This is a genomic window from Mycetocola sp. (assembly GCF_025464835.1).
Taxonomy (GTDB): Bacteria; Actinomycetota; Actinomycetes; order Actinomycetales; family Microbacteriaceae; genus Mycetocola_A.
The window spans coordinates 17,427-40,288 of sequence record NZ_JAODMP010000016.1; the positions used below are offsets into that span (position 1 = coordinate 17,427).

The window sequence follows — 22,862 nt, forward strand, 5'->3', positions numbered from 1 at the left end:
CGCTGGCGGTCTCAGCTCACGAGCGACTTGCGGTACCAGTTGGTGGCGTTCGGGTTGTCGTTGTACGGTTCGATGCTTTCGTAGCCCATCGACTGGTAGAGCCCGCCTGCAGCGGTGAGGGTCGCGTTGGTGTCGAGCACCACCTCTGTGGCGCCGAAGTCGGCGGCGCGGCGTTCGAGGTCCGCCAGGAGCAGCTTCCCCCAGCCCCTGCCGCGGGTCTCCTCGCGCAGGAACAGGTGCTTCACCTCATACCGACTGGGCGCAAGGCGGCGGATGCCACCGCAACCGACGGCACCGTCCCCATCGCGGACGACGACGAAGACGCCGGCGGGCGGTTCGAATTGCTCCGGCGCTGGGAAGGTCACCGCATAGGTCCCGCCGACGAAAGTCAGCTCCCGGCTGTGGAAATACTCCGACAGCAGGTTGTGGGCGGTGGCGTCTGTGACGGGCGTTGGCGTGAAGTCGGGCACCCGATCAGCTTAATCCGGCCGAGGCGAGCCAGCGGGCAACGGCCTGTAGATTGGGAACATGGTTACGAGCGTGGCAGTGGTGGGTGCGAACGGCACGATGGGGCGATTGTTCACGCGGATCATCGAGGAGACACCCGGTTTCGACGTGTCGGCCCGGCTCGGTTCATCGAGTTCCCTCAGCGAGATGGACGGTGCCGAGATCGTCGTCGACGTCACAGCCCCCGCCGTGTCTCCGAAGGTCGTCGCGCATGCTCTCCGTGCGGGGGCGAACGTCCTCGTCGGCACATCCGGCTGGTCCCGTGACCGGGTCGCCACGTTGCGCACGCAGATCGCCGACACCGACAGCGGCGTCGTCATCATCCCCAACTTCTCGCTCGGGTCGGTGCTCGGCACGACCCTCGCCACGATCGCCGGCCGGTTCTTCGACTCGATCGAGATCGTGGAGGCGCACCGGGCATCGAAGATCGACTCGCCAAGCGGAACGGCGGTGCGGACCGCTGAGCTGATCGGTGAAGCGAGGGCAGGGCTCGGGCCGGTCGAGGCGCCCCACACAGACCAGCGCGCCCGCGGACAGCAGGTGTCGAGCATCCCGATCCACAGCCTGCGGCTCGCCGGCGTCGTCGCCCGCCAGGAAGTCACGTTCGGTGGCACGGGGGAGACCCTGTCGATCACGCACAACACTCTCGACGCTCGATCGTACGAGCAGGGAATCCTTCTCGCGCTCGAGGCCACGCGCACCGCCACCGGCCTCACCGTCGGGCTTGAGAACCTCATGGATCTGGGGATCGGCCGCGCATGACCACTCGGATCGGTGTGGTCGTGATGGCCGCACTCCTCGTGCTGTACCTCGTGCTCGTCGGGGATCGGGCGTTCAAGTTCTTCGCCACAGGCGAGCCGATCGCCATCGCGATCGGGGTCGCGCTGCTCATCCTCCCGATCATCGGGGCGTGGGCACTCGGCCGGGAGCTGCTGTTCGGGGTGCGGGCGGAACGACTCGGACGCCTCCTCGAAGCCGAGGACGCGCTTCCTGCCGATGCGCTGCCTGTACGACCAAGCGGTCGGCCGGAGAGGGATGCCGTCGACGCGATCTTCCCCGAATACCGCGCGGCCGTGGAGGCCGCGCCAGAGGACTGGCGGGCCTGGTATCGACTCGGCCTCGTCTATGACGGCGCGGGCGATCGTCGACGTGCGCGGCACGCCGTCCGCGAAGCTATCCGGTTCAGCGGCCGGTCCTGACCGCCTCCGCACGCTGAGGGGTCCCGAAGCGCTGTTCAGTCACGACCGGAGGAGCATCTCAGGACCGGTGAACGGGCGCGGGCGCCTCAGCCTGCGCTACGCCTCAGCGCCGCATCCACGGCCTGTTCCACCGTTGTGTGCCGGAAGACGTAACCGTCGTCGAGAAGGCGCTTCGGTTGCGGATGCTGGTCAACGAGCAGCAGGTCACGCGCCGCGTCTCCAAGAACGGCCTTCACAGCGAAGCCGGGCACTGGCAGGAAGAACGGCCGGTGCATCCGCGCAGCCAGGTGGCGCATGAGGTCGTTCGCGGTCGCAGCGGTCGGGCCGGTCACGTTGACCGGCCCGGAGAGCGTCCCGTCGAGAATGTGCAGTAGCCCGCCGACCTCATCGGCGAGGCTCACCCACGGCCACGACTGGCGCCCGCCGGCGAGCGGGCCGGCGACTCCCGCCCTGGTCAGCAGCAGCAACGGTTTCAGCACACCATCGGTGGCGACCACGATGCCGCTTCGAGCGATCGCCACCCGGGTCACAGCATCCGCACGCATCGCCGTTCGTTCCCATTCACCGGCCACGTCGCTGAGAAACCCGGCGCCACGCGGGCTCTCCTCCGTGAGACTTTCTCCCGGACGTGTCCCGTAGTAGCCCGCCGCGGAGGCACTGAGGAACACCTCGGGGGTCTGCCTGGCGGCAGAAAGGGCGGTCACCAGGGTGCTTGTCGCGTCGATTCGCGAGGAGAGGATCTCCCGTTTGTACTTCCGCGTCCACGGCAGCCGGCCGATCGACGCGCCTGACAGGTTCACGACGGCAGACGCACCATCAAGGACACCGGCGTCGAGCCGCCGTGAAGCCGGCTGCCAGAGCACGTCGCCTGGGCGAGGGTCGCGACGCACAAGCCGGACGACCTCGTCGCCCCTCGCGCGCAGGGCGTCCGCCAGAGCCGTCCCGATCAGGCCGGACGCCCCGGCCAGGACGACGCGTTTCACGCGTATCCGTTCCTGAGTCGCTGTCGGCCTAGCCCAGGCTCGCCTCGATCGTGATCTTCGTGCCGGTGAGAGCCTGCGAAACCGGGCAGGTCGCTTTGGCCTCGTTGGCGATGCGTTCGAAGTCCTCTTCGCTGATGCCTGGAACGCTTGCACTGACGAGGAGGTGGCTGCCGGTGATACCGGAGCCGGGCGCGAACGTGACGGCCGCCGTGGTCTGAATGCTCTCAGCCGGGCTTCCTGCCTGGGCGAGCATGTTCGCGAACTGCATGTTGAAGCAGGCGGCGTGGGCGGCGCCGAGCAGTTCCTCCGGGGTGGTCACGCTCTCGGAACCTTCGGCACGTGCCTGCCAGTTCACCGGGAGCTTCGTCGCCGCCGTCGACGAGTCGAGCGACACGGTGCCAGACCCCTCGAAAAGTGTTCCGTTCCACACGCTTGTTGCTTCGCTGGTCGCAGCCATGTCATCCTCCAAGGAATTCTGGGCGGCAGGGTCGCCGCAGTCCCGAGCCTAACGAAAAGCCCCCGCGAGATCACCAGCTAGCGGCGTATCCCCAGCGGATGCCGCGTCGCGAACGGATGCCGCGGCATCCGCCCGCAGAATGTCGGGTCGCACGATCATCCTTCCCGGTACCCTTGGAGCCATGGCTCTGACGACTCCCACCCCGTACGAGGACCTCCTGCGCGACACGCTCGAGAACGGCACGCGCAAAACCGACCGAACGGGCACCGGTACGACGAGCGTGTTCGGCAGGCAGCTGCGGTTCGACCTGTCTGAGGGATTCCCGCTCATCACCACGAAGCGGGTGCACTTCAAGTCCATCGCGTACGAACTGCTCTGGTTCCTCCGCGGCGACAGCAACGTGGGCTGGTTGCGGGAGCACGGGGTCAGCATCTGGGATGAATGGGCGGACGCAGACGGAGAGCTCGGTCCCGTCTACGGGGTCCAGTGGCGCTCATGGCCAACGCCGGGCGGCGACACCATCGACCAGATCGCCGAGGTGATCGACGCCATCCGTGCAACCCCCGACTCGCGCCGCCTGATCGTGTCCGCTTGGAATCCGGCTGACATCCCCGACATGGCACTCGCTCCCTGCCACGCACTGTTCCAGTTCTATGTGGCAGACGGCAAACTGTCCTGCCAGCTCTACCAGCGCAGCGCAGACCTGTTCCTCGGCGTTCCGTTCAACATCGCCAGTTACGCACTGCTCACCCACCTCGTCGCCGAGCAGACCGGACTCGAGGTCGGCGACTTCGTGTGGACGGGCGGCGACTGCCACATCTACGACAATCACATCGACCAGGTCACGGAGCAGCTGACGCGGGAGCCGTTCCCGGCGCCGAAGCTGCGAATCTCCGCCCGCCCGGGAAGCATCTTCGACTACACGTTCGAGGACCTCGCCGTCGAGGGATACGAACACCACCCGGCCATCAAAGCGCCGGTGGCGGTATGACGCTCCCACGCGTCGGTCTGGTCTGGGCCGAGGCCGCCAACGGAACCATCGGCGACCATGGTGTCCTGCCCTGGCACCTGCCCGAAGACCTCGCGCACTTCAAAGCTGTGACGCTCGGCAGCCCCGTGGTGATGGGACGCAAGACCTGGGAATCCCTCCCGGAGCGTTTCCGTCCGCTTCCCGGGCGCCGCAACATCGTCGCCACCCGCCAGCCGGACTGGCAGGCACCGGGCGCCGAGGTCCGGAACTCCCTCGCGGCTGCGCTCCAGCTCGCGGCGGAAGACGTCGGGCCTGACGAGTTCGTCTGGGTGATCGGGGGAGCTGAGGTGTTCTCCGCTGTCATCGACGTCGCACACCGGCTCGAAGTCACCACCATCCGTGCCGACATCGAGGGGGATGCCGTCGCGCCCGCCATCACGGAACGCTGGCGACTCGTCGCCTCAGACCCCGAAAAGGGCTGGCGCGTCTCGGCCACCGGGATCGAGTACCGCTTTCTGCGTTACGAATCGGTCTGAACCGCCGTCGGCGGTCCCCTGGGTGGGACGGGACACGCCTGGCAACCGGTACCCTGATACCTGTGTCTAACGTCGCAAATCCTTTCGGTCAGGTCCTCGTAGCTCTCGTCACCCCTTTCACGTCAGACGGCGAAGTCGACTGGCCCGGCGTCGAGAAGCACATCGACGACGTCATCAATGCAGGTGCAGACGGCATCGTCGTCACCGGAACGACGGGGGAGACCTCCACCCTCACCGACCCGGAGAAACTCCGCCTCGTTGAAATCGGTAAGTCCGTCTCCGCTGGCAGGGCCAAGATCATCACCGGCGGCGGATCGAACGAGACCGCCCATGCGATCGACCTCTACCGTCAGAGCGAGAAGGCCGGCGCCGACGGAGTCATGATCGTCACGCCGTATTACAACAAGCCGACCCAGGCTGGCATCCTGACGCACTTCCGCATGATCGCGGATGCCACGGACCTCCCGGTCATCCTCTACGACATCCCCGGCCGCACCGGCGTTGAGATCACGTACGAAACCATCCTGCGCGCCGCCAAGCACCCGAACATCCTCGCGGTGAAGGACGCCAAGGGTGACTTCTCCGAGGTGAGCCGGGTCCTCAACCAGACCGACCTGCTCTACTTCTCCGGTGACGACGCCAACGCACTGCCGCACCTCGCCATCGGCGCGGCCGGCCTGATCGGTGTCACCGCGAACATCGCCGCTACCCCGTACCGGCAGATCGTCGACGCCGTCAACGCCGGCGACCTGGCCGCAGCGACCGCCGCGCACAAGCAGCTCGAGCCGCTCGTCCGCGCCGTGATGACCCACGTGCCAGGCACCGTTGCGGCGAAATACATCCTGCACGGGCTCGGCCGTATCGGCAGCCCGCGCGTCCGCCTCCCTCTCGTCGGACCTGAGGAATGGGAAGCAGCACAGATCGAAGACGAGATCGACCTCGTCAGGAACATCCCGGGAGTGGACTTCTCCAACTTCCGTCCAGACCGCAACGCGGCGGCCGGCGGTGCACTGCCCAAGGTGCACGGCACCACTCGCTGACGCACACATCCAAGGAGGGCATATGCCCACATCCGTTTACAACCCGCCTGCCCTGAAGAACGGGACGCTCCGCGTCATTCCGATCGGCGGTCTCGGCGAAGTCGGCCGGAACATGACCAGTTTCGAGATCGACGGCAAGATTCTCATCGTCGACTGTGGCGTGCTCTTCCCTGAGGAGCACCAGCCGGGCGTCGACCTCATCCTGCCCGACTTCAGCCCGATCAAGGACCGTCTGGATGACGTCGTCGGCGTCGTCCTCACCCACGGCCACGAAGACCACATCGGCGCGGTCCCGTATCTCCTGCGGCTCCGCAACGACATCCCGCTGATCGGGTCAGGGCTCACGCTCGCGCTCGTCGAGGCGAAGCTCAAAGAGCACAGGATCAAGCCCTACAGCCTCACGGTCACCGAGGGCCAGAAGGAGCAGCTCGGCCCGTTCGCGCTCGAGTTCGTCGCGGTGAACCACTCGATTCCTGACGCTCTCGCCGTTGCGATCAAGACCACAGCGGGCACCGTCCTCGCCACCGGTGACTTCAAGATGGACCAGCTGCCGCTCGACGGCCGCCTCACCGACCTCCGCGAGTTCGCGCGCCTCGGCAAGGAAGGCGTCGACCTCTTCCTCGTCGACTCCACCAACGCCGACGTTCCCGGCTTCACGCCGCTTGAGCGCTCCATCGGTCCTGTGCTCGAGCAGGTCATCGCCAAAGCGCCGCGCCGCGTGATCGTCGCAAGCTTTTCCAGCCACGTCCACCGCGTCCAGCAGGTCCTCGACGCAGCCCACGCGAACGGCCGGCGGGTCGCGCTTCTGGGCCGGTCGATGGTGCGCAACATGACCATCGCGGCGGATCTCGGCTACCTGAAGGTGCCCGAGAACGTTCTCATCGACTACAAGAAGGCGAAGGACGTGCCGGACGACAAGATCGTCTACATGTCCACCGGGTCACAGGGCGAGCCGATGGCCGTGCTCAGCCGGATGGCGAACATGGACCATGCCATCGAGGTCGGTGAGGGTGACACCGTCATCCTCGCTTCCAGCCAGATCCCCGGCAACGAGAACGCCATCTACCGCGTCATCGACGGCCTCACCAAGCTCGGCGCCAACGTCGTGCACAAGGGTAACGCCAAGGTGCACGTCTCCGGACACGCTGCAGCAGGCGAACTGTTGTACTGCTACAACATCATCAAGCCGAAGAACGTTCTGCCCGTGCACGGCGAATACCGTCACCTCGTCGCGAACGCCAAACTCGCCATCGACACTGGCGTGCCAGAGGAGAACACCATCCTCGCCGAGGACGGCACCGTCATCGACCTCAAGGACGGCGTCGCCCGTGTCGTCGGCCAGCTCGACATCGGCTTCGTCTACGTCGACGGCTCAAGCGTCGGAGAGATCACCGACGCAGACCTCAAGGACCGTCGCATCCTGGGCGAAGAGGGCTTCATCTCGATCATCGTCGTGGTCGAAGCGCAGACCGGCAAGGTGATCGTCGGCCCTGAGATCCACGCCAAGGGATTCGCCGAGGACGACCGGGTGTTCGACGGCGTCAAGCCGAAGATCGAGCAGGCGCTTGCGGAGGCAGCACGCAACGGCGTTCGCGACCCGCACGCGCTCTCACAGATCGTGCGCCGCACCGTCGGCCGCTGGGTGAACACCTCGTACCGCCGCCGGCCGATGATCGTGCCGCTCGTCATCGAGGCGTAAGCACGCAGTGCTGGATATGCCCGGTTGGGTGGGTCCTGGTTCGCCAGGTCACACCGAACCGGGCATCGCGTTTTAACCCCGCATCTCATCTTCACGGCTGACGCGGACACGCGCTCGGGGTGTGCTCTGTGATGAAGGGTGCGTCGGTTGAGCCTCGTCGAGCTCACCGCCGTCAGCCGAACCGTGCAGATCGCCGATGCCGCTTCGCTCACGATCCTGTATCGTGGCGTGATCGGCGGGCTCATCAGCGACATGCCCCCGTTCCCCGGCTCGGCGGCGATCTTCGGACTTGTCGTCGCGACCGTCGTCGCGACCGTCGTCGCGACTGTCGTCGGGGCCCTCGCCGGGCTGATCCCGGCCGTGATCGCCGCCCGGGTGAAGGCCATCGACGCCATCAGGTACTGAACGCCTGGAGAGGACTGGCCCGCGTCAATGCGGGCCAAAGCATCCCCTGCGAAGTACCGTGGAACCATGGCTACGACCAGCAAATCGTCCAGCCGCGGTCGGGGCACGCCGGCGAGCGGAGGAAAACCGAGCGTCCGCAAGGCACCGGCAAAGGCAGCGCCGGTGAAAAACGCCACGGCCAAGACAACCAAACTCCCGACAGCAAAAACCGTCGCCTACCCAGCCGAGACGACCGAGAACGTGTTCGTCAAGATGTGGATGGGACTCGCCCATCTCGCCGGTGGCACAGCCCGCGCCTTCGGCCCTGAACGATTTGCCAAGGAAGAACGCCGCGACGGAATCCCGTTCCTCATCCTCCTGCTTGCCATCGTTGGCATGGTCGTCCAATGGTTCGGCGTGAACAACGAGGTCGCCCAGAACCTCAACGCCTTCACCTTCGGCGGTATCTTCGGGCGTCTCGCATTCGCGCTTCCCGTCGTCATGTTGCTGCTGGCCATCTGGCTCTTCCGGCATCCGAGCTCCGTCAACGACAACGGCAGGATCGGCATCGGCCTGATCCTGGCGCTCGTCGCCGTCGCCGGACTGTGCCACGCCCTCGGCGGCCAGCCAAGCCCGAGCGAGGGCATGCCTGCGCTCGCGGTCGCCGGCGGGCTCGTCGGCTGGATCGTGGGAGCACCGCTGGTCGCACTGATCACACAGGTCGGCGCCGCCATCGTCCTCTCCCTTCTGCTTCTGCTGAGCCTGTTCATCATCACGAAGACACCACCGAACAAGGTCGGCAGCCGACTCCATGAGCTCTACGCGTGGACCTTCGGCACCGAACTCCCTTCCCCGGAGGAACGCGAAGCGGCGAAGCTCGAACGGACGAAGCAGGTCGAACTGTCCGGGCTCGACGGCCTCGAGTCCGACGACGAAGAGACCGACGATTCCCTGCCATGGTGGCGACGCAACAAGAGCCAGCGCGAGATCGATCCCGCGTTCGATTCCGCACTCGAGACCGACGACGTGAGCGAACTGCTCGGCGGCCCGCGCGGCGGCAACGGAGAATTCGATTCGGCGCTCGAGGGCCAGGACCTCGATGTCTTCGGCAACCCGATCGACGATGTCGACGATGAGGGGATGACCGAGATCATCGGCGACCTCTCCGCCGCCGAGGCCGCTCTTGATACGTTCAACGCGACGGGCGAACCCACCTCAGGGCTGCACGACGACGGCCCCGGCGGGCAGACCGAGGCGCTTCCTGGCATGGAAGGCCTCGGGCTGATGGACGACACCAGCCCGCAGCGGATGACCCGCCCGACAGCCCCGACGGCTCCCTACCGCCTTCCGTCCGCCTCGACCCTCGGCGCAGGCGATCCGGCGAAGACCCGCTCGGCGGCCAACGACGAAGTCGTCGCCGCCGTCACCAGCGTGCTCACCCAGTTCAAGGTCGACGCCAAGGTCACCGGGTTCTCCCGCGGGCCGACCGTCACCCAGTACGAGATCGAGGTCGGCCCGGGCGTGAAGGTCGAGCGCATCACGGCGCTGACCAACAACATCGCCTATGCCGTGGCCTCCAACGAGGTCCGTATCCTCGCTCCGATCCCCGGCAAGAGCGCCATCGGCGTCGAAATCCCCAACACGGACCGTGAGATCGTGACCCTCGGCGACGTCCTCCGATCGGGGAACGCCACCAAGAGCGTCCACCCGATGACCATCGGAGTCGGCAAGGACGTCGGCGGCGGGTTCGTCGTCGCGAACCTCGCCAAGATGCCCCACCTCCTCGTGGCCGGCTCCACCGGTTCGGGTAAGTCGAGCTTCATCAACTCGATGATCACAAGCCTGCTCATGCGCGCCAAACCGAGCGACGTGCGCATGGTGCTGATCGACCCGAAGCGCGTCGAACTGTCCTCGTATGCCGGCGTTCCGCACCTCATCACACCCATCATCACCAACCCGAAGAAGGCGGCGGAAGCGCTGCAGTGGGTGGTGAAGGAGATGGACATGCGGTACGACGACCTCGCCAGCTTCGGATTCCGGCACATCGACGACTTCAACAAGGCTGTCGTGAACGACGAGATCGTGCTTCCCGCAGGCAGCGAACGGGTGCTCAAACCATACCCGTACCTGCTTGTCGTCGTCGATGAGCTCGCAGACCTGATGATGGTCGCGCCCCGTGACGTCGAGGACTCGATCGTCCGCATCACCCAGCTCGCGCGAGCATCCGGCATCCACCTCGTCCTCGCCACCCAGCGACCGTCTGTCGACGTCGTCACAGGGCTGATCAAGGCGAACGTTCCGTCGCGGCTCGCTTTCGCCGTGACGAGCGTCACCGACTCCCGCGTCATCCTCGACCAGCCGGGTGCCGACAAGCTGATCGGGCAGGGCGACGGGCTGTTCCTCCCGATGGGAACGAACAAAGCGATCCGTGTGCAGGGCGCCTGGGTGTCCGAGGCGGAGATCGAGAAGGTCGTCAAGCACGTCACCCAGCAGGCGCGACCCGAATACCGCAAGGATGTGGCGGCGATCACCGAGCGGAAGGAGGTCGACGCCGACATCGGGGACGACCTCGATCTGCTCCTCGCCGCAACCGAGCTCGTCGTCGGCACCCAGTTCGGGTCGACGTCGATGCTGCAGCGGAAGCTTCGAGTCGGGTTCGCGAAGGCCGGCCGCCTGATGGACCTGATGGAGTCGCGGGAGATCGTCGGCCCATCGGAGGGGTCGAAGGCGCGGGACGTTCTCGTCACCGCCGAGCAGCTGCCAGGGCTTCTGGCGAAGCTCAAGGGCGAGGACGGTCCGTCCTTCGCCCCAGCGTCGGCGTCGGAGCCGGACGATCGTTATGACGGCGACAAGGTCGAAGACCAGTTCGCCGGTTACGATGTAGTGGAGGGCGAATCCGACGAGGACGCCTGGCACCTCACCGGCAAGGATTAGACCATGGCTCTTCCCAGCGCCGCGCGTCCCCGCTCAGCCAACCTGAACGTGCCGAACGCCATCACGGTGGTCCGGATCCTTCTCGCCCCGGTCTTCATCTGGATGCTCCTGGCCGACGACGGGGCTGACGGCACCCTCCGCTGGGCGGCGGCGGGGCTGTTCATCCTTGCCATCGCGACCGACGGCATCGACGGCGCGATCGCGCGCAAGCACGGCCTCGTGACCGAGCTGGGCAAGCTTCTGGACCCGATCGCCGACAAGATCCTCACCGGCGGCGCACTGGTTGCGCTGTCGCTTCTCGGCGAGCTGCCCTGGTGGGTGACGGTCGTCGTCCTCGTCCGCGAAATCGGGATCACCGTGCACCGGATGATCGTGGCGACCGACCATGTCGTGGCCGCGGCATGGATGGGCAAGCTCAAGACCCTCGCCCAGGCGATCGCGATCGCCATGGCGCTCACCCCGCTGTACCTTGTGCTCGGGGACTGGGTCTTCTGGGTCAACGGCGTTCTCATGACCATCGCCGTGCTCCTCACCATCGCGAGCGGGCTCGACTACGTGCTCACCGCGGTGAAAGCGTCTCGACGACCATGAGCGTGGTCGGCGGGCGCGAGGTGGATCGAACAGCCGCGTTGATCCGTCATCTCGCGGCGCGCGGACTGACCGTCGCTGTGGCCGAGTCGCTGACCGGCGGGCTGCTCGCCGCCGAGCTGATCCGACCTGCTGGCGCATCCGCTGTCGTCAGCGGGGGAGTGATCGCCTATGCGACCGCTGTGAAGGGGTCCTTGCTCGGTGTCGACACACGACTCCTCGCCGAGCATGGCGCCGTTTACCCGCTCGTGGCCGAACAGATGGCCGCCGGGGTGCGCCGCGTCCTCAGCGTCGACGGGCGTGAACCCGACATCGGCATCGCGACGACCGGAGTGGCCGGACCTGACTCTCAGGACGGCAAGCAACCGGGCACGGTGTTCCTCGGTCTGTCGATGGCTGGCGGCACCCGCTCCATCGGCCTCACCTTGAGCGGCGACAGGGACACCGTCCGACGTGACACCGTCACTGCGGCGGTCGACTATCTGATTGGGATCACCGGCGCGGTTACCGGCGGTTCTTGAGCGCAGAAACTGTTCAGGAACGACGGAATACCAGGAATCATCCCGTCGTTGCATCGAACAGACTCACAAGAAAAGATCAGTCAGCGACACTAGGGTTTGTGCATGGAACGGTGTAGTAAAGTAGCCATCCACAGACTTACCGGCGGTGAGACTGACCGGCAGAGAAGGAGGGGTCAAATGATACTTGTTCGTCAAGAAATCGGCGACGTGCTTCGTGACTTCCGGCTGCAAAAAGGGCGGACTCTTCGCCAGGTTGCAAGCAAGGCGAGTGTGGCCCTTGGCTACCTCAGCGAAGTCGAGCGCGGGCAGAAAGAGGCATCGAGTGAAATCCTCGCCTCTGTTGCCGAAGCGCTGGAAACACCGATCTCCGTCATCATGCGCGAAGTCGGTGACCGCCTCGCGGTTCTCGAAAACATCGAACCGATACCCGATACCGTTCCCGATTCGTTCGTCGCGGAACTGGACGCCAACCTCGTCAGCCGCTGACGCCGGCCGCTCCTTCCGAAATACCCCGAAGCGCATCCGTTTCGGGGTATTTCGCTGTCTGCGGCCATTACGCTTGATTCCGTGAAGCTCAGCGAGTTCAGGACGGCGATGACCACCGAGTTCGGTGGCGCGTACAGCCGTGTGCTCGCCAACGACCTCGTCCTTCGTGAACTCGGCGGCCGGACCGCCAACGACGCTCTGGCAGCGGGCGAGTCGCCGCGGACCGTCTGGCTGGCCATCTGCCGCGAGACGGATGTCCCTGAGGCGCGCCGCCACGGAGCCGGCGTACCGCCTCCCCGCACGTAGGATCCCGTACCGCTTCCCCGCAGGTAGGAGCCTCGCTTCCGTTCTGCCTGCCCGCAGGTAGAGGGCTCGCTTCCGTTCTGCCTGCCGGCTGGTAGGAGGCTCGCTTCCGTACCGCCTGCTCGCAGGTAGGAGGCTCGCTTCCGTACCGCCTGCTCGCAGGTAGGAGGCTCGCTTCCGTACCGCCTGCCCGCAGGTAGGAGGCTCGCTTCCGTACCGCCTGCCCGCAGGTAGGAGGCTCGCTCCCGCCCTTGAGTACGTCGTGCCGATAGCGCGAGCATCCGTTCTGTTCCGACTCCAAATTCAGCAACCTCACCCAGATTCAGCAACCTCACCGAAATTCAGCAACCTCACCCAAATTCAGCAGATTCGGCCCGACACGCCGTCCAGGAGCTCCGCCAGCCGGCGTGTCGCACAAGAACTCCTGAATTTGGGGGAGTGAGATGGCGGGCGGATGCCACCCTAAACGAAATTGACTTCGACACGCCGCCGAGCGGCTCTCGAACATCTGTTCGGTTTGGGTTAGGCTCCTTCACAAGAGCCTTTCCGGGTCGTCCTGCCCACTGATTTCCTCCCCCAGACACCAATGTCAGGGGTGCACAATACAGTCGACAACGTTCCTGAAACCGCTCTCAGCCTTGTCACAGCACCGGACTTCCCGGGCGCGACAGCCTACAGGCGCACCGATATCGACAGAGAAAGAGGCATGACATGCCATCACCAGCAGACCGCGAGAAGTCCCTCGAGACCGCCCTCGCACAGATCGACCGCCAGTTCGGCAAAGGTTCAGTCATGCGTCTCGGCAGCGATGAGCGTGCCCCTGTCGCCGTCATCCCCACCGGTTCGATCGCGCTCGACGTCGCGCTCGGTGTCGGAGGGCTCCCTCGCGGCCGGATCGTTGAAATCTACGGCCCTGAGTCATCCGGTAAGACGACTCTCACCCTCCACGCCATCGCCAACGCCCAGAAGGCCGGGGGCATCGCTGCCTTCATCGACGCTGAGCACGCCCTTGACCCCGAGTACGCGAAGAAGCTCGGTGTCGACATTGACGCGCTGCTGGTCTCCCAGCCAGACACCGGTGAGCAGGCACTCGAAATCGCCGACATGCTCGTGCGCTCCGGGTCCATCGACCTCATCGTGATCGACTCGGTGGCTGCACTCGTGCCCCGTGCCGAGATCGAGGGCGAGATGGGTGACTCCCACGTCGGACTCCAGGCCCGGCTCATGTCGCAGGCGCTGCGCAAGCTCACCGGCGGGCTCAGCCAGACGAACACCACCATGATCTTCATCAACCAGCTGCGAGAGAAGATCGGTGTGTTCTTCGGAAGCCCAGAGACCACGGCCGGTGGAAAAGCGCTGAAGTTCTACGCGTCGGTGCGACTCGACATCCGCCGGATCGAGACGCTGAAAGACGGCACGGACGCCGTCGGGAACCGCACGCGCGTCAAGGTCGTCAAGAACAAGATGGCCCCGCCGTTCAAGCAGGCCGAGTTCGACATTCTCTACGGCACCGGTATCTCCCGTGAAGGTAGCCTCATCGACTTCGGTGTCGAGCACCTCATCGTGAAGAAGTCCGGCTCCTGGTACACCTACGACGGTGAACAGCTCGGGCAGGGCAAGGAGAACTCCCGGAACTTCCTGCTGACGAACCCGGACGTGGCCAACGAGATCGAGCACAAGATCAAGGTCAAGCTTGGTATCGGTGGAGCGGTCGCTGCGCCGGATGCCTCGGCCGAATCGACGGCACCGGCCGCAGCCGCCAAGACCACCGCACCCGCCAAGACCACCGCGGCCGCCAAGGCCGCCGCAGACCAGCTCGCCGCCCGGCGCGGCGCCTAGGGCCGGTCTCGCTTATGGTCCGATTCATCGACCCACACGAGAACGACTCGCCCGCCGGCGAGCCGGGCGACAGCCCGGCCGGTGGCGACAAGCTCGCGACGGTGACCTACCTGCCTGGGGCGACGGCGCAGCACGAGTTTCCCGAGCCGACGCCGGACGCCGACCCGGAGTCGGTCGAGGCGGCGCTCGTCAAGAAGCTCGCGCGGCGTGCGCTCAGCGAAGCCGAGGTGCTGTCGTACGGCATGGACGAAGGTCTCACCGCCCACCAGGCGAACTTGGTGCTCGACCACCTGCGTGATCTGGGTTACGTGGACGACCGGGTGCTCGCCGAGCAACTGAAACACGCGTTGTATGAGCGCAAAGGGCAGAGCAAAGCGGTCGTTGCCCGGGCGATGTCCGGCCGCTCGATCGACCGCGAGGTCATCGATGAGGTGCTCGACGACATCGACTCGGGCGACGAACTGAGCGCGGCCACCGAGCTCGCCGCGAAGCGGGCGTCACAGCTCACCGGTCTCGACAAGCAAACCCTCGAACGGCGCCTCGTCGGGTTCCTCGCCCGGCGGGGATACCCGGGCAACATCGTCCGCGAAGCGATAGCGCCCCTTCTCACCGGTCGATCGAGTACGGCCTCGTCCACCGTGCGGTTCCGCTGAGGATGTTCCGCTTAGCTCTTCCGCTGAGCTTTTCCCGCTGAGCTTTCCCGCTGAGCTTTCCCGCTGAGCTTCGGCGCGAACGCAGTTCCGAACCGGCTTGTGTCGGCCACCCAAGCGTGGCCGACACAAGCCGGTTCTGTTCCTGACCCCTCCCGCGCGTCTGTTCATGTGTTCCTGACCCCTCCCGCGCGTCTGTTCATGTGTTGCGGACAGGAACATCCGGTGCGCTGCGTGCCCTCGTCCGGAACGGGTGATCTCGTCGCGGGTACCGCCGCGCGAACGTAGACTGGGACGATCATGAGCACGCTGCAGGAAACGCCCACCGTCATCACGCCGTCAGCCGCGGCTCTCGACGGGTCGGGGCGGGCGCGAACCTACGAAGTCCGCACCTACGGATGCCAGATGAACGTGCACGACTCCGAGCGGCTCGGTGGCTCACTCGACGCCGCCGGGTACGTCAAGGCGGTCGGGGTCGAACCGGACGTCGTCGTCATCAACACGTGTGCGGTCCGTGAGAACGCGGACAACAAACTGTACGGAAACCTCGGCTACCTGGCATCCGTCAAGAAACGCCATCAGGGAATGCAGATCGCCGTCGGCGGGTGTTTGGCTCAGAAGGACAAGAACGTCATCCTCGAGAAGGCGCCGTGGGTCGACGTGGTGTTCGGCACGCACAACATGGGGTCGCTGCCGAGCCTGCTCGAACGCGCCAGACACAACGACGAAGCCCAGATCGAGATCCTCGACTCGCTCGAAACGTTCCCATCAACGCTGCCCACCAAGCGCGAATCGACCTACAGCGGCTGGGTGTCGATCTCGGTCGGCTGCAACAACACATGCACCTTCTGCATCGTTCCCGCCCTCCGCGGCAAAGAGAAGGACCGCCGCCCAGGCGAGATCCTCGCCGAGATCCAGGCCCTCGTCGACGACGGCGCGATCGAGGTCACGCTTCTCGGCCAGAACGTGAACTCGTACGGTGTCGAGTTCGGCGACCGGCAGGCCTTCAGCAAACTCCTCCGTGCCGCCGGTGAGATTCGGGGGCTGGAACGCATCCGCTTCACCAGCCCGCACCCGGCGGCGTTCACCGACGACGTCATCCACGCCATGGCCGAGACGGCCAACGTGATGCCCCAGTTGCACATGCCGTTGCAGTCCGGCTCGGACCGGATCCTCAAAGCCATGCGCCGGTCGTACCGCAGCGAGAAGTTCCTCGGCATCCTCGACCGGGTCCGGGCACAGATGCCCCACGCGGCGATCTCCACAGACATCATCGTCGGCTTCCCCGGTGAGACCGAGGAGGACTTCCAGGAGACCCTCCGCGTTGTCGAAGCGGCCCGCTTCGCGACAGCCTTCACCTTCCAGTACTCCATCCGGCCAGGAACGCCCGCGGCCACGATGCCGGACCAGGTCCCCAAGGCGGTCGTACAGGAACGCTACGAGCGGCTCACCGCCCTGCAGGACCGGATCAGCCTCGAAGAGAACCGGGCCGTCATCGGCCGAGAGGTGCGACTGCTCGTCGCCGTCGGCGAAGGGAAGAAAGACGCAGCCACCCACCGGATGTCAGGCCGCGCGGAGGACTCCCGGCTGGTGCACTTCGACGTCCCGGAAGGGTCTGAGCTTCCGCGACCCGGCGATGTGGTCACCGTTCGCGTCAGCCAGGCTGCGCCGTTCTACCTGATCGCCGACACCGCGGACGGTCAGCCACTCCGGGTGCGCCGCACCTCGGCGGGGGATGCCTGGGATCGGGCTCAGGCCGAGTCCTGTGGTGTTCCTTCGCCCGCGTCGGCGACTCCCGGCCGGGTATCGCTCGGCCTGCCGTCCCTCAGGGTCGGCCCGCCGGCATCCGTCTCCGGCGCCACAACGCCGATCTACGATCAGCTGGACGGTCAGCGCTGAATCCCGCACCGGCCGAGGTGATCTGCGTCATCGGCCCGACCGGCACCGGCAAATCAGAACTGTCGCTCAACCTCGCCGAGCGTCTCGCGGCTGATGGCCGGCGGGCGGAGATCGTGAATGCCGACGCCATGCAGCTGTACCGCGGCATGGACATCGGCACAGCCAAACTTGCGCCCGCCGACCGCCGCGGCATCCGGCACCATCTTCTCGACGTGCTCGATGTCACCACCGAATCCACCGTCGCCCAATACCAGGCGGATGCTCGCGCGGCCGTCGCGGACATCGCCGGACGCGGGGCCACTCCGATTCTCGTCGGAGGGTCAGGTCTCTACGTCGCAAGCGTTCTCTACGATTTCCAGTTCCCGGCGTCGGACAAGACGGTCCGCGCCCGGCTGGAATCAGAGCTTGAGACCGAAGGCGCCGGTGCGCTGTACCGTCGCCTCGCCGCCCTGGATCCGGCCATCGCTTCGCGGATCGGCTCGCAGAACACGCGCCGTCTCGTCCGGGCGCTCGAGGTGGCGGAACTCACCGGGTCCCCGGTCGCCGGCATGCTGCCCGATGCGCCGGTGTACTGGAGGCCGACTCGGATCGTCGGGCTCCGTGCGCCCCGTGATGAACTGGTTGCGCGGCTCGACGAGCGTGTTCTCGGAATGTGGCGGAGTGGACTCCTCGACGAGGTTCGCGAACTCGTGCCGCTGGGTCTCGAGCGCGGGATCACCGCATCCCGTGCCATCGGCTACGCCCAGGCTTTGCAGCAGCTCGCCGGCACGGCGACTGAGGCAGAGGCGATCGAACAGACACAACAGCTCACCCGACGCTATGCGCGCAGGCAGGTGAGCTGGTTCCGCCGCTACGCCGACATCGTCTGGCTGGACTACGACGATCCTCACCTCGTGGACGCTGCTGAGGCATCCGTCATCGTCTGATCCGTTGGTCCAGTCGTCGGCCCTGCTCAGCATGCACAGTGGGTAGTCCCAGGTTGTCGCGTCGCTCCCGCGTGGTCGTTCGGATGCCTCCTCAACAGCCGGACGGGACCCCTCACGGGCACGAGGCGCTCCGCTGCCTCAGCGGCCGTAGCACGAACCGTAGACTTGGAGCATGGCATTCACGCTCCCATTCACCAAGGGTCACGGCACAGGCAACGACTTCGTCCTCTACGCGGACCCGGACGGGACCCGGCCGTTGACGGCGGAACAGATCACCGCGATCTGCGACAGGCACTTCGGGGTGGGAGCAGACGGCGTGATTCGCGCGGTGCGCTCGGCGAATCTCGACGCCGGGGCGGCGGCCCTCGCTGAAGACGAGAACGCCGAATGGTTCATGGACTATCACAACGCCGACGGTTCGATCGCGGAGATGTGCGGCAACGGCATCCGCGTCTTCGTCCGGTACCTGCTCGACCAGGGCCTTGCAACGCTCGAATCCGGCGACACCCTCGCGATCGGAACGCGAGCCGGGGTGCGAGACGTGCAGAAGTCCGCGAACGGGTTCCAGGTCGATCTCGGCCGGTGGATGCTTGACGGTGGGGAGCCGCTGGTGCGGGCAAAGGAACTCAAGGTGGCTCGCCCGGGGCTCGGGATCAACGTGGGGAACCCGCACGTGGTCGTCGCCCTCGCCGACGAGAGCGAACTCGCGTCTGCCGACCTGAGCTATGTGCCGCGGATCGAGCCGGAGCCCATCGACGGCGCCAACGTCGAATTCGTCGTTCCGCACGACCCGCTGATCATCGACGGTGTCGGCCGCATCACCATGCGGGTGCACGAACGCGGAAGCGGCGAAACGCTCTCCTGCGGCACCGGTGTCGCCGCGGCGGCGCTGGCGACCCGGCACTGGGCTGGGTCGGCGGCACCGAACCAGTGGCGAGTCGATGTGCCAGGGGGAACGCTGGGGGTGCGGATGTTCGCCACTCAGGACGGCGAGCACGTCGGGCTCAGCGGCGCCGCGGAACTCGTTTACACGGGAACCCTCGAACTGGGCTGACTCAGCCGTCGTGCCTGGCGGCGCGCAAAACGCGGTAGCCCTTGCTGATCGCCTCACGCGTCACGTCGAAGTCATCGCTCAGCCGTTCCTGCAACCAGCGGTGAAGACTGTCGGCGCCCAGATTCTTCTGGACCACAAGCCACGCGTCCGACCCGGGGGCGAGCCGGGGCAGCCACAACTCGAGCATGTCGTGCAACGCCTGTTTGCCGATCCGGATCGGCGGGTTCGACCAGATCGAGTCGAAAGCGAGATCCGCGGGAACCTGATCGGGAAGGACAGCGCGCACGTTGCTGAGGCCGAGCTTCTCGGCGTTGAGCCGGACCAGTTCGAGCGAGCGTTCGTTGACGTCGACAGCCCACACCGTTGCATCGGGTGATGCGAAGGCGATGGTGAAGGCGATCGGTCCCCACCCGCAACCCAGGTCCAGGATGTTGCCGGTCGCAGGGGGGCGCGGCGTCTCACTGAGCAGAACCTGGGTGCCCTGGTCGATGCGGCCAGGACTGAAAATGCCGTTGGCCGTGGTCAGTTCCCTCTCGGCGCCCGCGAGGTGCACCGTCACCGTCCGCAGCTTGAGTTCGGTGCCGGGCACCCCGGTGAAATAATGATCGCTGGCCATACCCGAACGTTACTCGACCGCACGGGTTAGGGTTAACTCTGATGACTACATCCGATGACACTTCAGAAGTCCCAGACGGCGACGACGCCGTCACTCGCGTGCTCAAGAACGCGGAAACTCGCGCGTCCGGGTATTCCCTCTTCGGCTCAGGCAAGGCCGCAGCGCTCGACACCGAAACCGAGTTCGACTCGGCAGCAGGCAACGGCCACGACGGCGAGCAGCTCGACCGAGAGGACCGCCAGGCTCTGCGACGGGTAGCTGGCCTGTCCACCGAACTCGAAGACGTCACCGAGGTCGAATACCGGCAGCTGCGCATCGAGAACGTGGTGCTCATCGGCATCTATTCGCAGGGATCGCTGCAGGACGCCGAGAACTCGATCCGTGAGCTCGCCGCCCTGGCCGAGACGGCAGGCGCCGTTGTGCTCGACGGTATGCTCCAGCGACGCCCGAACCCCGACCCCAGCACGTACCTCGGCAAAGGCAAGGCGGAGGAACTGCGCGGGATCGTCGCCTCCCTCGGCGCAGACACCGTCATCGCCGACACGGAGCTGGCACCCAGCCAACGCCGCGCCCTCGAGGATGTGGTGAAAGTCAAGGTCATCGACCGCACCGCCGTGATCCTGGACATCTTCAGCCAGCACGCCAAGAGCCGTGAGGGTAAGGCGCAGGTCGAACTCGCGCAGCTCGAATACCTGTTGCCCCGGCTCCGCGGCTGGGGCGATTCGATGTCCCGCCAGGCCGGTGGCCAGGTCGGTGGAACCGGCGCCGGAATGGGCTCACGCGGGCCCGGTGAGACGAAGATCGAACTCGACCGTCGGCGCATCCACACCCGGATGGCGAAACTCCGCAAGCAGATCAAGGGTTTCGGTCCCGCACGCGAAGCAAAGCGCGCCAACCGGCACCGCTTCGAGGTCCCGTCCGTTGCGATCGCCGGGTACACCAACGCCGGCAAGTCCAGCCTCCTCAACCGCATCACGAAGGCCGGAGTGCTCGTCGAGAACTCTCTCTTCGCCACCTTGGATGCGACGGTCCGTCGCACCCAGACGCAGGACGGGCGCCTGTACACCATCTCCGACACTGTCGGTTTCGTGCGGAACCTGCCGCACCAACTCGTCGAAGCGTTCCGGTCGACCCTCGAGGAAGTGGGTGAAGCGGATGTCATCGTGCACGTCGTCGACGGATCCCACCCCGACCCCGCTGCCCAGCTGATGACCGTCCGCGACGTCATCGGGGATGTCGGTGCCCGTGACATCCCCGAACTCGTCGTCTTCAACAAAAGCGATCTCGTCGACGAAGACGACCGCCTGCTGTTGCGCGGGCTTGAGCCGAAGGCGATTTTCGCGTCAGCGCGCACGGGCGAGGGCATCGACGAAATCCTGGCCGCGCTCAGCGAGCTTCTGCCGAGTCCATCGGTCGAACTCGATCTCCTTGTGCCGTACGACCGTGGTGACGTGATCTCGATGCTGCACCGGCGGGGACGCGTCGACCACCTCGACTACCTCGAGGAAGGGACTCACGTGCGCGCGATGGCGTCCGAAGAACTCGCCGCACAGGTGGCGGAGTTCGCTCGGAGGCCGTGATCCGCCCCAGCGGGTCCTGAGCGGGCGAGCCCATGCGCAGAAGGTTTCCGCTCGGATCGAGAACGGCGGACTCAGTCATGTCCCATTCCTCCGGCGGTGCTTCGCGGTTCTCGACGTCACGGGCGTCGCGGTTCTCGAAGCCGTGGGCGTTTCGCGCAGGTTGCGGCTCAGCAGGATCGGAACAGCGCGCTCTGGCGCGGCAGAACGACAGCCGCGTCTCAGACCGCCCGCAGCACCGCCACGATCTTGCCGAGGACGTCGGCCTCGTCGCCGAGGATCGGTTCAAAGCTCGAGTTGCGCGGCAGCAACCAGGTGTGCCCGTCACGTTGACGGAACACCTTGACCGTCGCTTCACCGTCGAGCATTGCTGCGACGATGTCGCCATTTTCCGCGGTTTGCTGCTGGCGCACGACCACCCAGTCACCGTCACAGATCGCGGCGTCGATCATCGACTCGCCTGACACCTTCAGCATGAAGAGGTCGCCCTTGCCGACGAGCTGCCGGGGGAGGGGGAAGACCTCCTCGACCTGCTGGTCGGCCGTGATCGGCACACCGGCAGCGATCCGGCCGACCAGCGGCACCATGGCGGCGTCGCCGACCGGTGTCGTGTTCTCGAAATCGACCTCCGAGGAGGGCGAGGGAAGGTCGATGAGGATCTCGAGCGCGCGTGGGCGGTTCGGGTCCCGCCGCAGGTAACCGCTCAGCTCGAGCTGGTTCAGCTGGTGCGTGACACTCGAAAGCGATGCCAGGCCGACCGCGTCGCCGATCTCACGCATGCTCGGCGGGTACCCGCGTGAACTCACCGAACGCTGAATCACGTCGAGAATCGACAGCTGCTTCTCGCTCAGGCTCTTGCGTCGCCGCGTGGTCGGCTTGTCTGCCAGCACGCGCTTCGCTTTCGCGGCGGTGCCGACGGGCCCAGCCGTTCCAGCGGCATCCCTCTTACTGAGCGTCATGTCACTCCCGTCTGGCGGGCAGCGCCGGCCAATGTCAGTGGTCGCTGATTGGGTATCAACCAGTAGCAGAACTCTAGTCTCGGCACCGCGCAGCGGCAAACATTTGTTCGAGTGTGTCGGGAAAGAATTCTGCGAAAGTACGAACACATACTTGAATGTTCGGACTATCGAATATATATTCGGAACATAGCTTCGTATCCGGCACCCCCGGCCGGGAGTCGGATACGAACACTCCGAAGCACAGCACGAGCACATTCAGCACGCAGGAGACACACCATGAGCACAGCAGTCATCACACCGATTCGCCCGGCACTTCCGCCCAGGCAGGCGGCGATGCGTCCGTCGCCCGTCACCGCAATCAGCCCGGCAGTCCCGTCCAGGCAGTCCAGTGGTCGCATCCGCCTCACCCGCCGTGGCCGCGCCGTCTTCACCTCGCTCGCTGCCGGTCCGCTGGTCGCCGTGGCCGCATGGATCGGTGTCAACGCGCTCCCGGCAGTCGCCACGTCCAGCCCGAGCTCTGTCGTCTTCGAGTACGCAACCATCGAGTCAGATCAGTCGTTGTGGCAGCTCGCGACGACCGTCGCCCCTGACGTTGATCCCCGTGACGTCATCGCCGACATCATGAGGCTCAACCAGCTCGACAGTTCGACGGTTTCACCCGGGCAGCGCATTGCCATTCCGGAGCAATACTCGGGTAACTGAAGCGGGGTCCGCTCCGGCTCGCCGCCGCGACCA

At 65.9% G+C, this 22,862-nt stretch carries 24 protein-coding genes; 19 read left to right on the plus strand and 5 right to left on the minus strand.

Annotated elements, in window-relative coordinates; translation table 11 throughout:
- Nucleotides 1-11: 11 nt before the first annotated feature.
- Entirely contained in the window at nt 12-470 is a 459-nt protein-coding gene (locus tag JWP90_RS02195) for a GNAT family N-acetyltransferase (protein WP_297359131.1), read from the minus strand.
- 58 nt (nt 471-528) lie between these two features.
- Between JWP90_RS02195 and dapB the strand changes: the two genes are divergently transcribed.
- Entirely contained in the window at nt 529-1,269 is a 741-nt protein-coding gene (gene dapB, locus JWP90_RS02200) for a 4-hydroxy-tetrahydrodipicolinate reductase (RefSeq protein ID WP_297359133.1), read from the plus strand.
- Nucleotides 1,266-1,706, plus strand: a complete 441-nt coding sequence (locus tag JWP90_RS02205; protein WP_297359135.1) for a tetratricopeptide repeat protein — start codon at nt 1,266-1,268, stop codon at nt 1,704-1,706. The genes dapB and JWP90_RS02205 overlap by 4 nt, the downstream gene beginning before the upstream one ends.
- An 86-nt stretch (nt 1,707-1,792) precedes the next feature.
- Here the strand turns inward: JWP90_RS02205 and JWP90_RS02210 are convergent, their stop codons facing one another.
- Together JWP90_RS02210 and JWP90_RS02215 are read right to left on the minus strand one after the other, a co-directional pair.
- Complete coding sequence (locus tag JWP90_RS02210) at nt 1,793-2,689, minus strand: TIGR01777 family oxidoreductase (RefSeq protein ID WP_297359137.1); 897 nt, start codon at nt 2,687-2,689, stop codon at nt 1,793-1,795.
- Between the two features lie 28 nt (nt 2,690-2,717).
- Entirely contained in the window at nt 2,718-3,146 is a 429-nt protein-coding gene (locus tag JWP90_RS02215; protein WP_297359139.1) for an OsmC family peroxiredoxin, read from the minus strand.
- A 181-nt stretch (nt 3,147-3,327) separates the two neighbouring features.
- Here JWP90_RS02215 and JWP90_RS02220 point away from each other — a divergent pair, with 181 nt between their 5' ends.
- The 15 genes from JWP90_RS02220 to dapF all read left to right on the plus strand — a co-directional run bounded on the left by JWP90_RS02220 (nt 3,328) and on the right by dapF (nt 18,975).
- Complete coding sequence (locus JWP90_RS02220) at nt 3,328-4,137, plus strand: thymidylate synthase (protein WP_297359141.1); 810 nt, start codon at nt 3,328-3,330, stop codon at nt 4,135-4,137.
- Complete coding sequence (locus tag JWP90_RS02225; RefSeq protein ID WP_297359143.1) at nt 4,134-4,652, plus strand: dihydrofolate reductase; 519 nt, start codon at nt 4,134-4,136, stop codon at nt 4,650-4,652. The genes JWP90_RS02220 and JWP90_RS02225 overlap by 4 nt, the downstream gene beginning before the upstream one ends.
- Nucleotides 4,653-4,714: 62 nt before the next feature.
- Complete coding sequence (gene dapA, locus JWP90_RS02230; protein WP_297359145.1) at nt 4,715-5,692, plus strand: 4-hydroxy-tetrahydrodipicolinate synthase; 978 nt, start codon at nt 4,715-4,717, stop codon at nt 5,690-5,692.
- A gap of 22 nt (nt 5,693-5,714) precedes the next feature.
- Nucleotides 5,715-7,391, plus strand: a complete 1,677-nt coding sequence (locus JWP90_RS02235; RefSeq protein WP_297359147.1) for a ribonuclease J — start codon at nt 5,715-5,717, stop codon at nt 7,389-7,391.
- Between the two features lie 147 nt (nt 7,392-7,538).
- Entirely contained in the window at nt 7,539-7,796 is a 258-nt protein-coding gene (locus JWP90_RS02240) for a hypothetical protein (RefSeq protein ID WP_297359149.1), read from the plus strand.
- A gap of 66 nt (nt 7,797-7,862) precedes the next feature.
- The gene (locus tag JWP90_RS02245; RefSeq protein ID WP_297359150.1) at nt 7,863-10,709 is read left to right on the plus strand and encodes a DNA translocase FtsK; all 2,847 of its coding nucleotides are present in this window, start codon (nt 7,863-7,865) and stop codon (nt 10,707-10,709) included.
- 3 nt (nt 10,710-10,712) lie between these two features.
- Nucleotides 10,713-11,300, plus strand: coding sequence for a CDP-diacylglycerol--glycerol-3-phosphate 3-phosphatidyltransferase (gene pgsA, locus JWP90_RS02250; protein WP_297359152.1), 588 nt, complete (start codon nt 10,713-10,715; stop codon nt 11,298-11,300).
- Nucleotides 11,297-11,818, plus strand: a complete 522-nt coding sequence (locus tag JWP90_RS02255; RefSeq protein WP_297359154.1) for a CinA family protein — start codon at nt 11,297-11,299, stop codon at nt 11,816-11,818. Before pgsA ends, JWP90_RS02255 begins: the two co-directional genes overlap by 4 nt.
- A gap of 177 nt (nt 11,819-11,995) precedes the next feature.
- Nucleotides 11,996-12,304: a helix-turn-helix transcriptional regulator gene (locus JWP90_RS02260; protein ID WP_297359156.1), complete on the plus strand. Its 309-nt coding sequence runs from the start codon at nt 11,996-11,998 to the stop codon at nt 12,302-12,304.
- Between the two features lie 81 nt (nt 12,305-12,385).
- Complete coding sequence (locus JWP90_RS02265) at nt 12,386-12,610, plus strand: DUF3046 domain-containing protein (protein ID WP_297359158.1); 225 nt, start codon at nt 12,386-12,388, stop codon at nt 12,608-12,610.
- A 708-nt stretch (nt 12,611-13,318) separates the two neighbouring features.
- Nucleotides 13,319-14,446: a recombinase RecA gene (recA, locus tag JWP90_RS02270; RefSeq protein ID WP_297359160.1), complete on the plus strand. Its 1,128-nt coding sequence runs from the start codon at nt 13,319-13,321 to the stop codon at nt 14,444-14,446.
- A gap of 14 nt (nt 14,447-14,460) precedes the next feature.
- Nucleotides 14,461-15,099 (plus strand): regulatory protein RecX, encoded by a 639-nt coding sequence (locus tag JWP90_RS02275; RefSeq protein WP_297359163.1) that lies wholly within the window; start codon nt 14,461-14,463, stop codon nt 15,097-15,099.
- 297 nt (nt 15,100-15,396) lie between these two features.
- Nucleotides 15,397-16,995 carry a tRNA (N6-isopentenyl adenosine(37)-C2)-methylthiotransferase MiaB gene (gene miaB, locus JWP90_RS02280; RefSeq protein WP_297359165.1) on the plus strand — a complete coding sequence of 533 codons (1,599 nt, stop codon included), beginning with the start codon at nt 15,397-15,399 and terminating at the stop codon, nt 16,993-16,995.
- A 17-nt stretch (nt 16,996-17,012) separates the two neighbouring features.
- On the plus strand, nt 17,013-17,921 hold the full coding sequence (gene miaA, locus JWP90_RS02285) for a tRNA (adenosine(37)-N6)-dimethylallyltransferase MiaA (protein WP_297359167.1): 909 nt from the start codon (nt 17,013-17,015) through the stop codon (nt 17,919-17,921).
- A gap of 172 nt (nt 17,922-18,093) precedes the next feature.
- Entirely contained in the window at nt 18,094-18,975 is an 882-nt protein-coding gene (gene dapF / locus JWP90_RS02290; RefSeq protein ID WP_297359170.1) for a diaminopimelate epimerase, read from the plus strand.
- Nucleotide 18,976: 1 nt separating this feature from the next.
- Here dapF and JWP90_RS02295 read toward each other — a convergent pair whose 3' ends face one another.
- Entirely contained in the window at nt 18,977-19,591 is a 615-nt protein-coding gene (locus tag JWP90_RS02295; protein ID WP_297359172.1) for a methyltransferase, read from the minus strand.
- Between the two features lie 41 nt (nt 19,592-19,632).
- On the opposite strand from JWP90_RS02295, the gene hflX reads away from it, so the two are divergent.
- On the plus strand, nt 19,633-21,171 hold the full coding sequence (hflX, locus tag JWP90_RS02300; RefSeq protein ID WP_297359174.1) for a GTPase HflX: 1,539 nt from the start codon (nt 19,633-19,635) through the stop codon (nt 21,169-21,171).
- Nucleotides 21,172-21,389: 218 nt separating this feature from the next.
- On the opposite strand, the gene lexA is transcribed toward hflX, so the two are convergent.
- Complete coding sequence (gene lexA / locus JWP90_RS02305) at nt 21,390-22,055, minus strand: transcriptional repressor LexA (protein WP_297359232.1); 666 nt, start codon at nt 22,053-22,055, stop codon at nt 21,390-21,392.
- 348 nt (nt 22,056-22,403) lie between these two features.
- Here lexA and JWP90_RS02310 point away from each other — a divergent pair, with 348 nt between their 5' ends.
- Nucleotides 22,404-22,829, plus strand: coding sequence for a LysM peptidoglycan-binding domain-containing protein (locus JWP90_RS02310; protein WP_297359175.1), 426 nt, complete (start codon nt 22,404-22,406; stop codon nt 22,827-22,829).
- The last annotated feature ends 33 nt before the right edge of the window (nt 22,830-22,862 follow it).

Excerpts from the sequence above, each read along its gene's own strand:
- dapB (WP_297359133.1), top strand. The coding sequence starts at position 529 with ATGGTTACGAGCGTGGCAGTGGTGGGTGCGAACGGCACGATGGGGCGA.
- JWP90_RS02205 (WP_297359135.1), top strand. The coding sequence starts at position 1,266 with ATGACCACTCGGATCGGTGTGGTCGTGATGGCCGCACTCCTCGTGCTG.
- JWP90_RS02215 (WP_297359139.1), bottom strand. The coding sequence starts at position 3,146 with ATGGCTGCGACCAGCGAAGCAACAAGCGTGTGGAACGGAACACTTTTC.
- JWP90_RS02220 (WP_297359141.1), top strand. The coding sequence starts at position 3,328 with ATGGCTCTGACGACTCCCACCCCGTACGAGGACCTCCTGCGCGACACG.
- JWP90_RS02225 (WP_297359143.1), top strand. The coding sequence starts at position 4,134 with ATGACGCTCCCACGCGTCGGTCTGGTCTGGGCCGAGGCCGCCAACGGA.
- JWP90_RS02235 (WP_297359147.1), top strand. The coding sequence starts at position 5,715 with ATGCCCACATCCGTTTACAACCCGCCTGCCCTGAAGAACGGGACGCTC.
- JWP90_RS02245 (WP_297359150.1), top strand. The coding sequence starts at position 7,863 with ATGGCTACGACCAGCAAATCGTCCAGCCGCGGTCGGGGCACGCCGGCG.
- pgsA (WP_297359152.1), top strand. The coding sequence starts at position 10,713 with ATGGCTCTTCCCAGCGCCGCGCGTCCCCGCTCAGCCAACCTGAACGTG.
- JWP90_RS02255 (WP_297359154.1), top strand. The coding sequence starts at position 11,297 with ATGAGCGTGGTCGGCGGGCGCGAGGTGGATCGAACAGCCGCGTTGATC.
- JWP90_RS02260 (WP_297359156.1), top strand. The coding sequence starts at position 11,996 with ATGATACTTGTTCGTCAAGAAATCGGCGACGTGCTTCGTGACTTCCGG.
- recA (WP_297359160.1), top strand. The coding sequence starts at position 13,319 with ATGCCATCACCAGCAGACCGCGAGAAGTCCCTCGAGACCGCCCTCGCA.
- JWP90_RS02275 (WP_297359163.1), top strand. The coding sequence starts at position 14,461 with ATGGTCCGATTCATCGACCCACACGAGAACGACTCGCCCGCCGGCGAG.
- miaB (WP_297359165.1), top strand. The coding sequence starts at position 15,397 with ATGAGCACGCTGCAGGAAACGCCCACCGTCATCACGCCGTCAGCCGCG.
- dapF (WP_297359170.1), top strand. The coding sequence starts at position 18,094 with ATGGCATTCACGCTCCCATTCACCAAGGGTCACGGCACAGGCAACGAC.
- JWP90_RS02295 (WP_297359172.1), bottom strand. The coding sequence starts at position 19,591 with ATGGCCAGCGATCATTATTTCACCGGGGTGCCCGGCACCGAACTCAAG.
- hflX (WP_297359174.1), top strand. The coding sequence starts at position 19,633 with ATGACTACATCCGATGACACTTCAGAAGTCCCAGACGGCGACGACGCC.
- JWP90_RS02310 (WP_297359175.1), top strand. The coding sequence starts at position 22,404 with ATGAGCACAGCAGTCATCACACCGATTCGCCCGGCACTTCCGCCCAGG.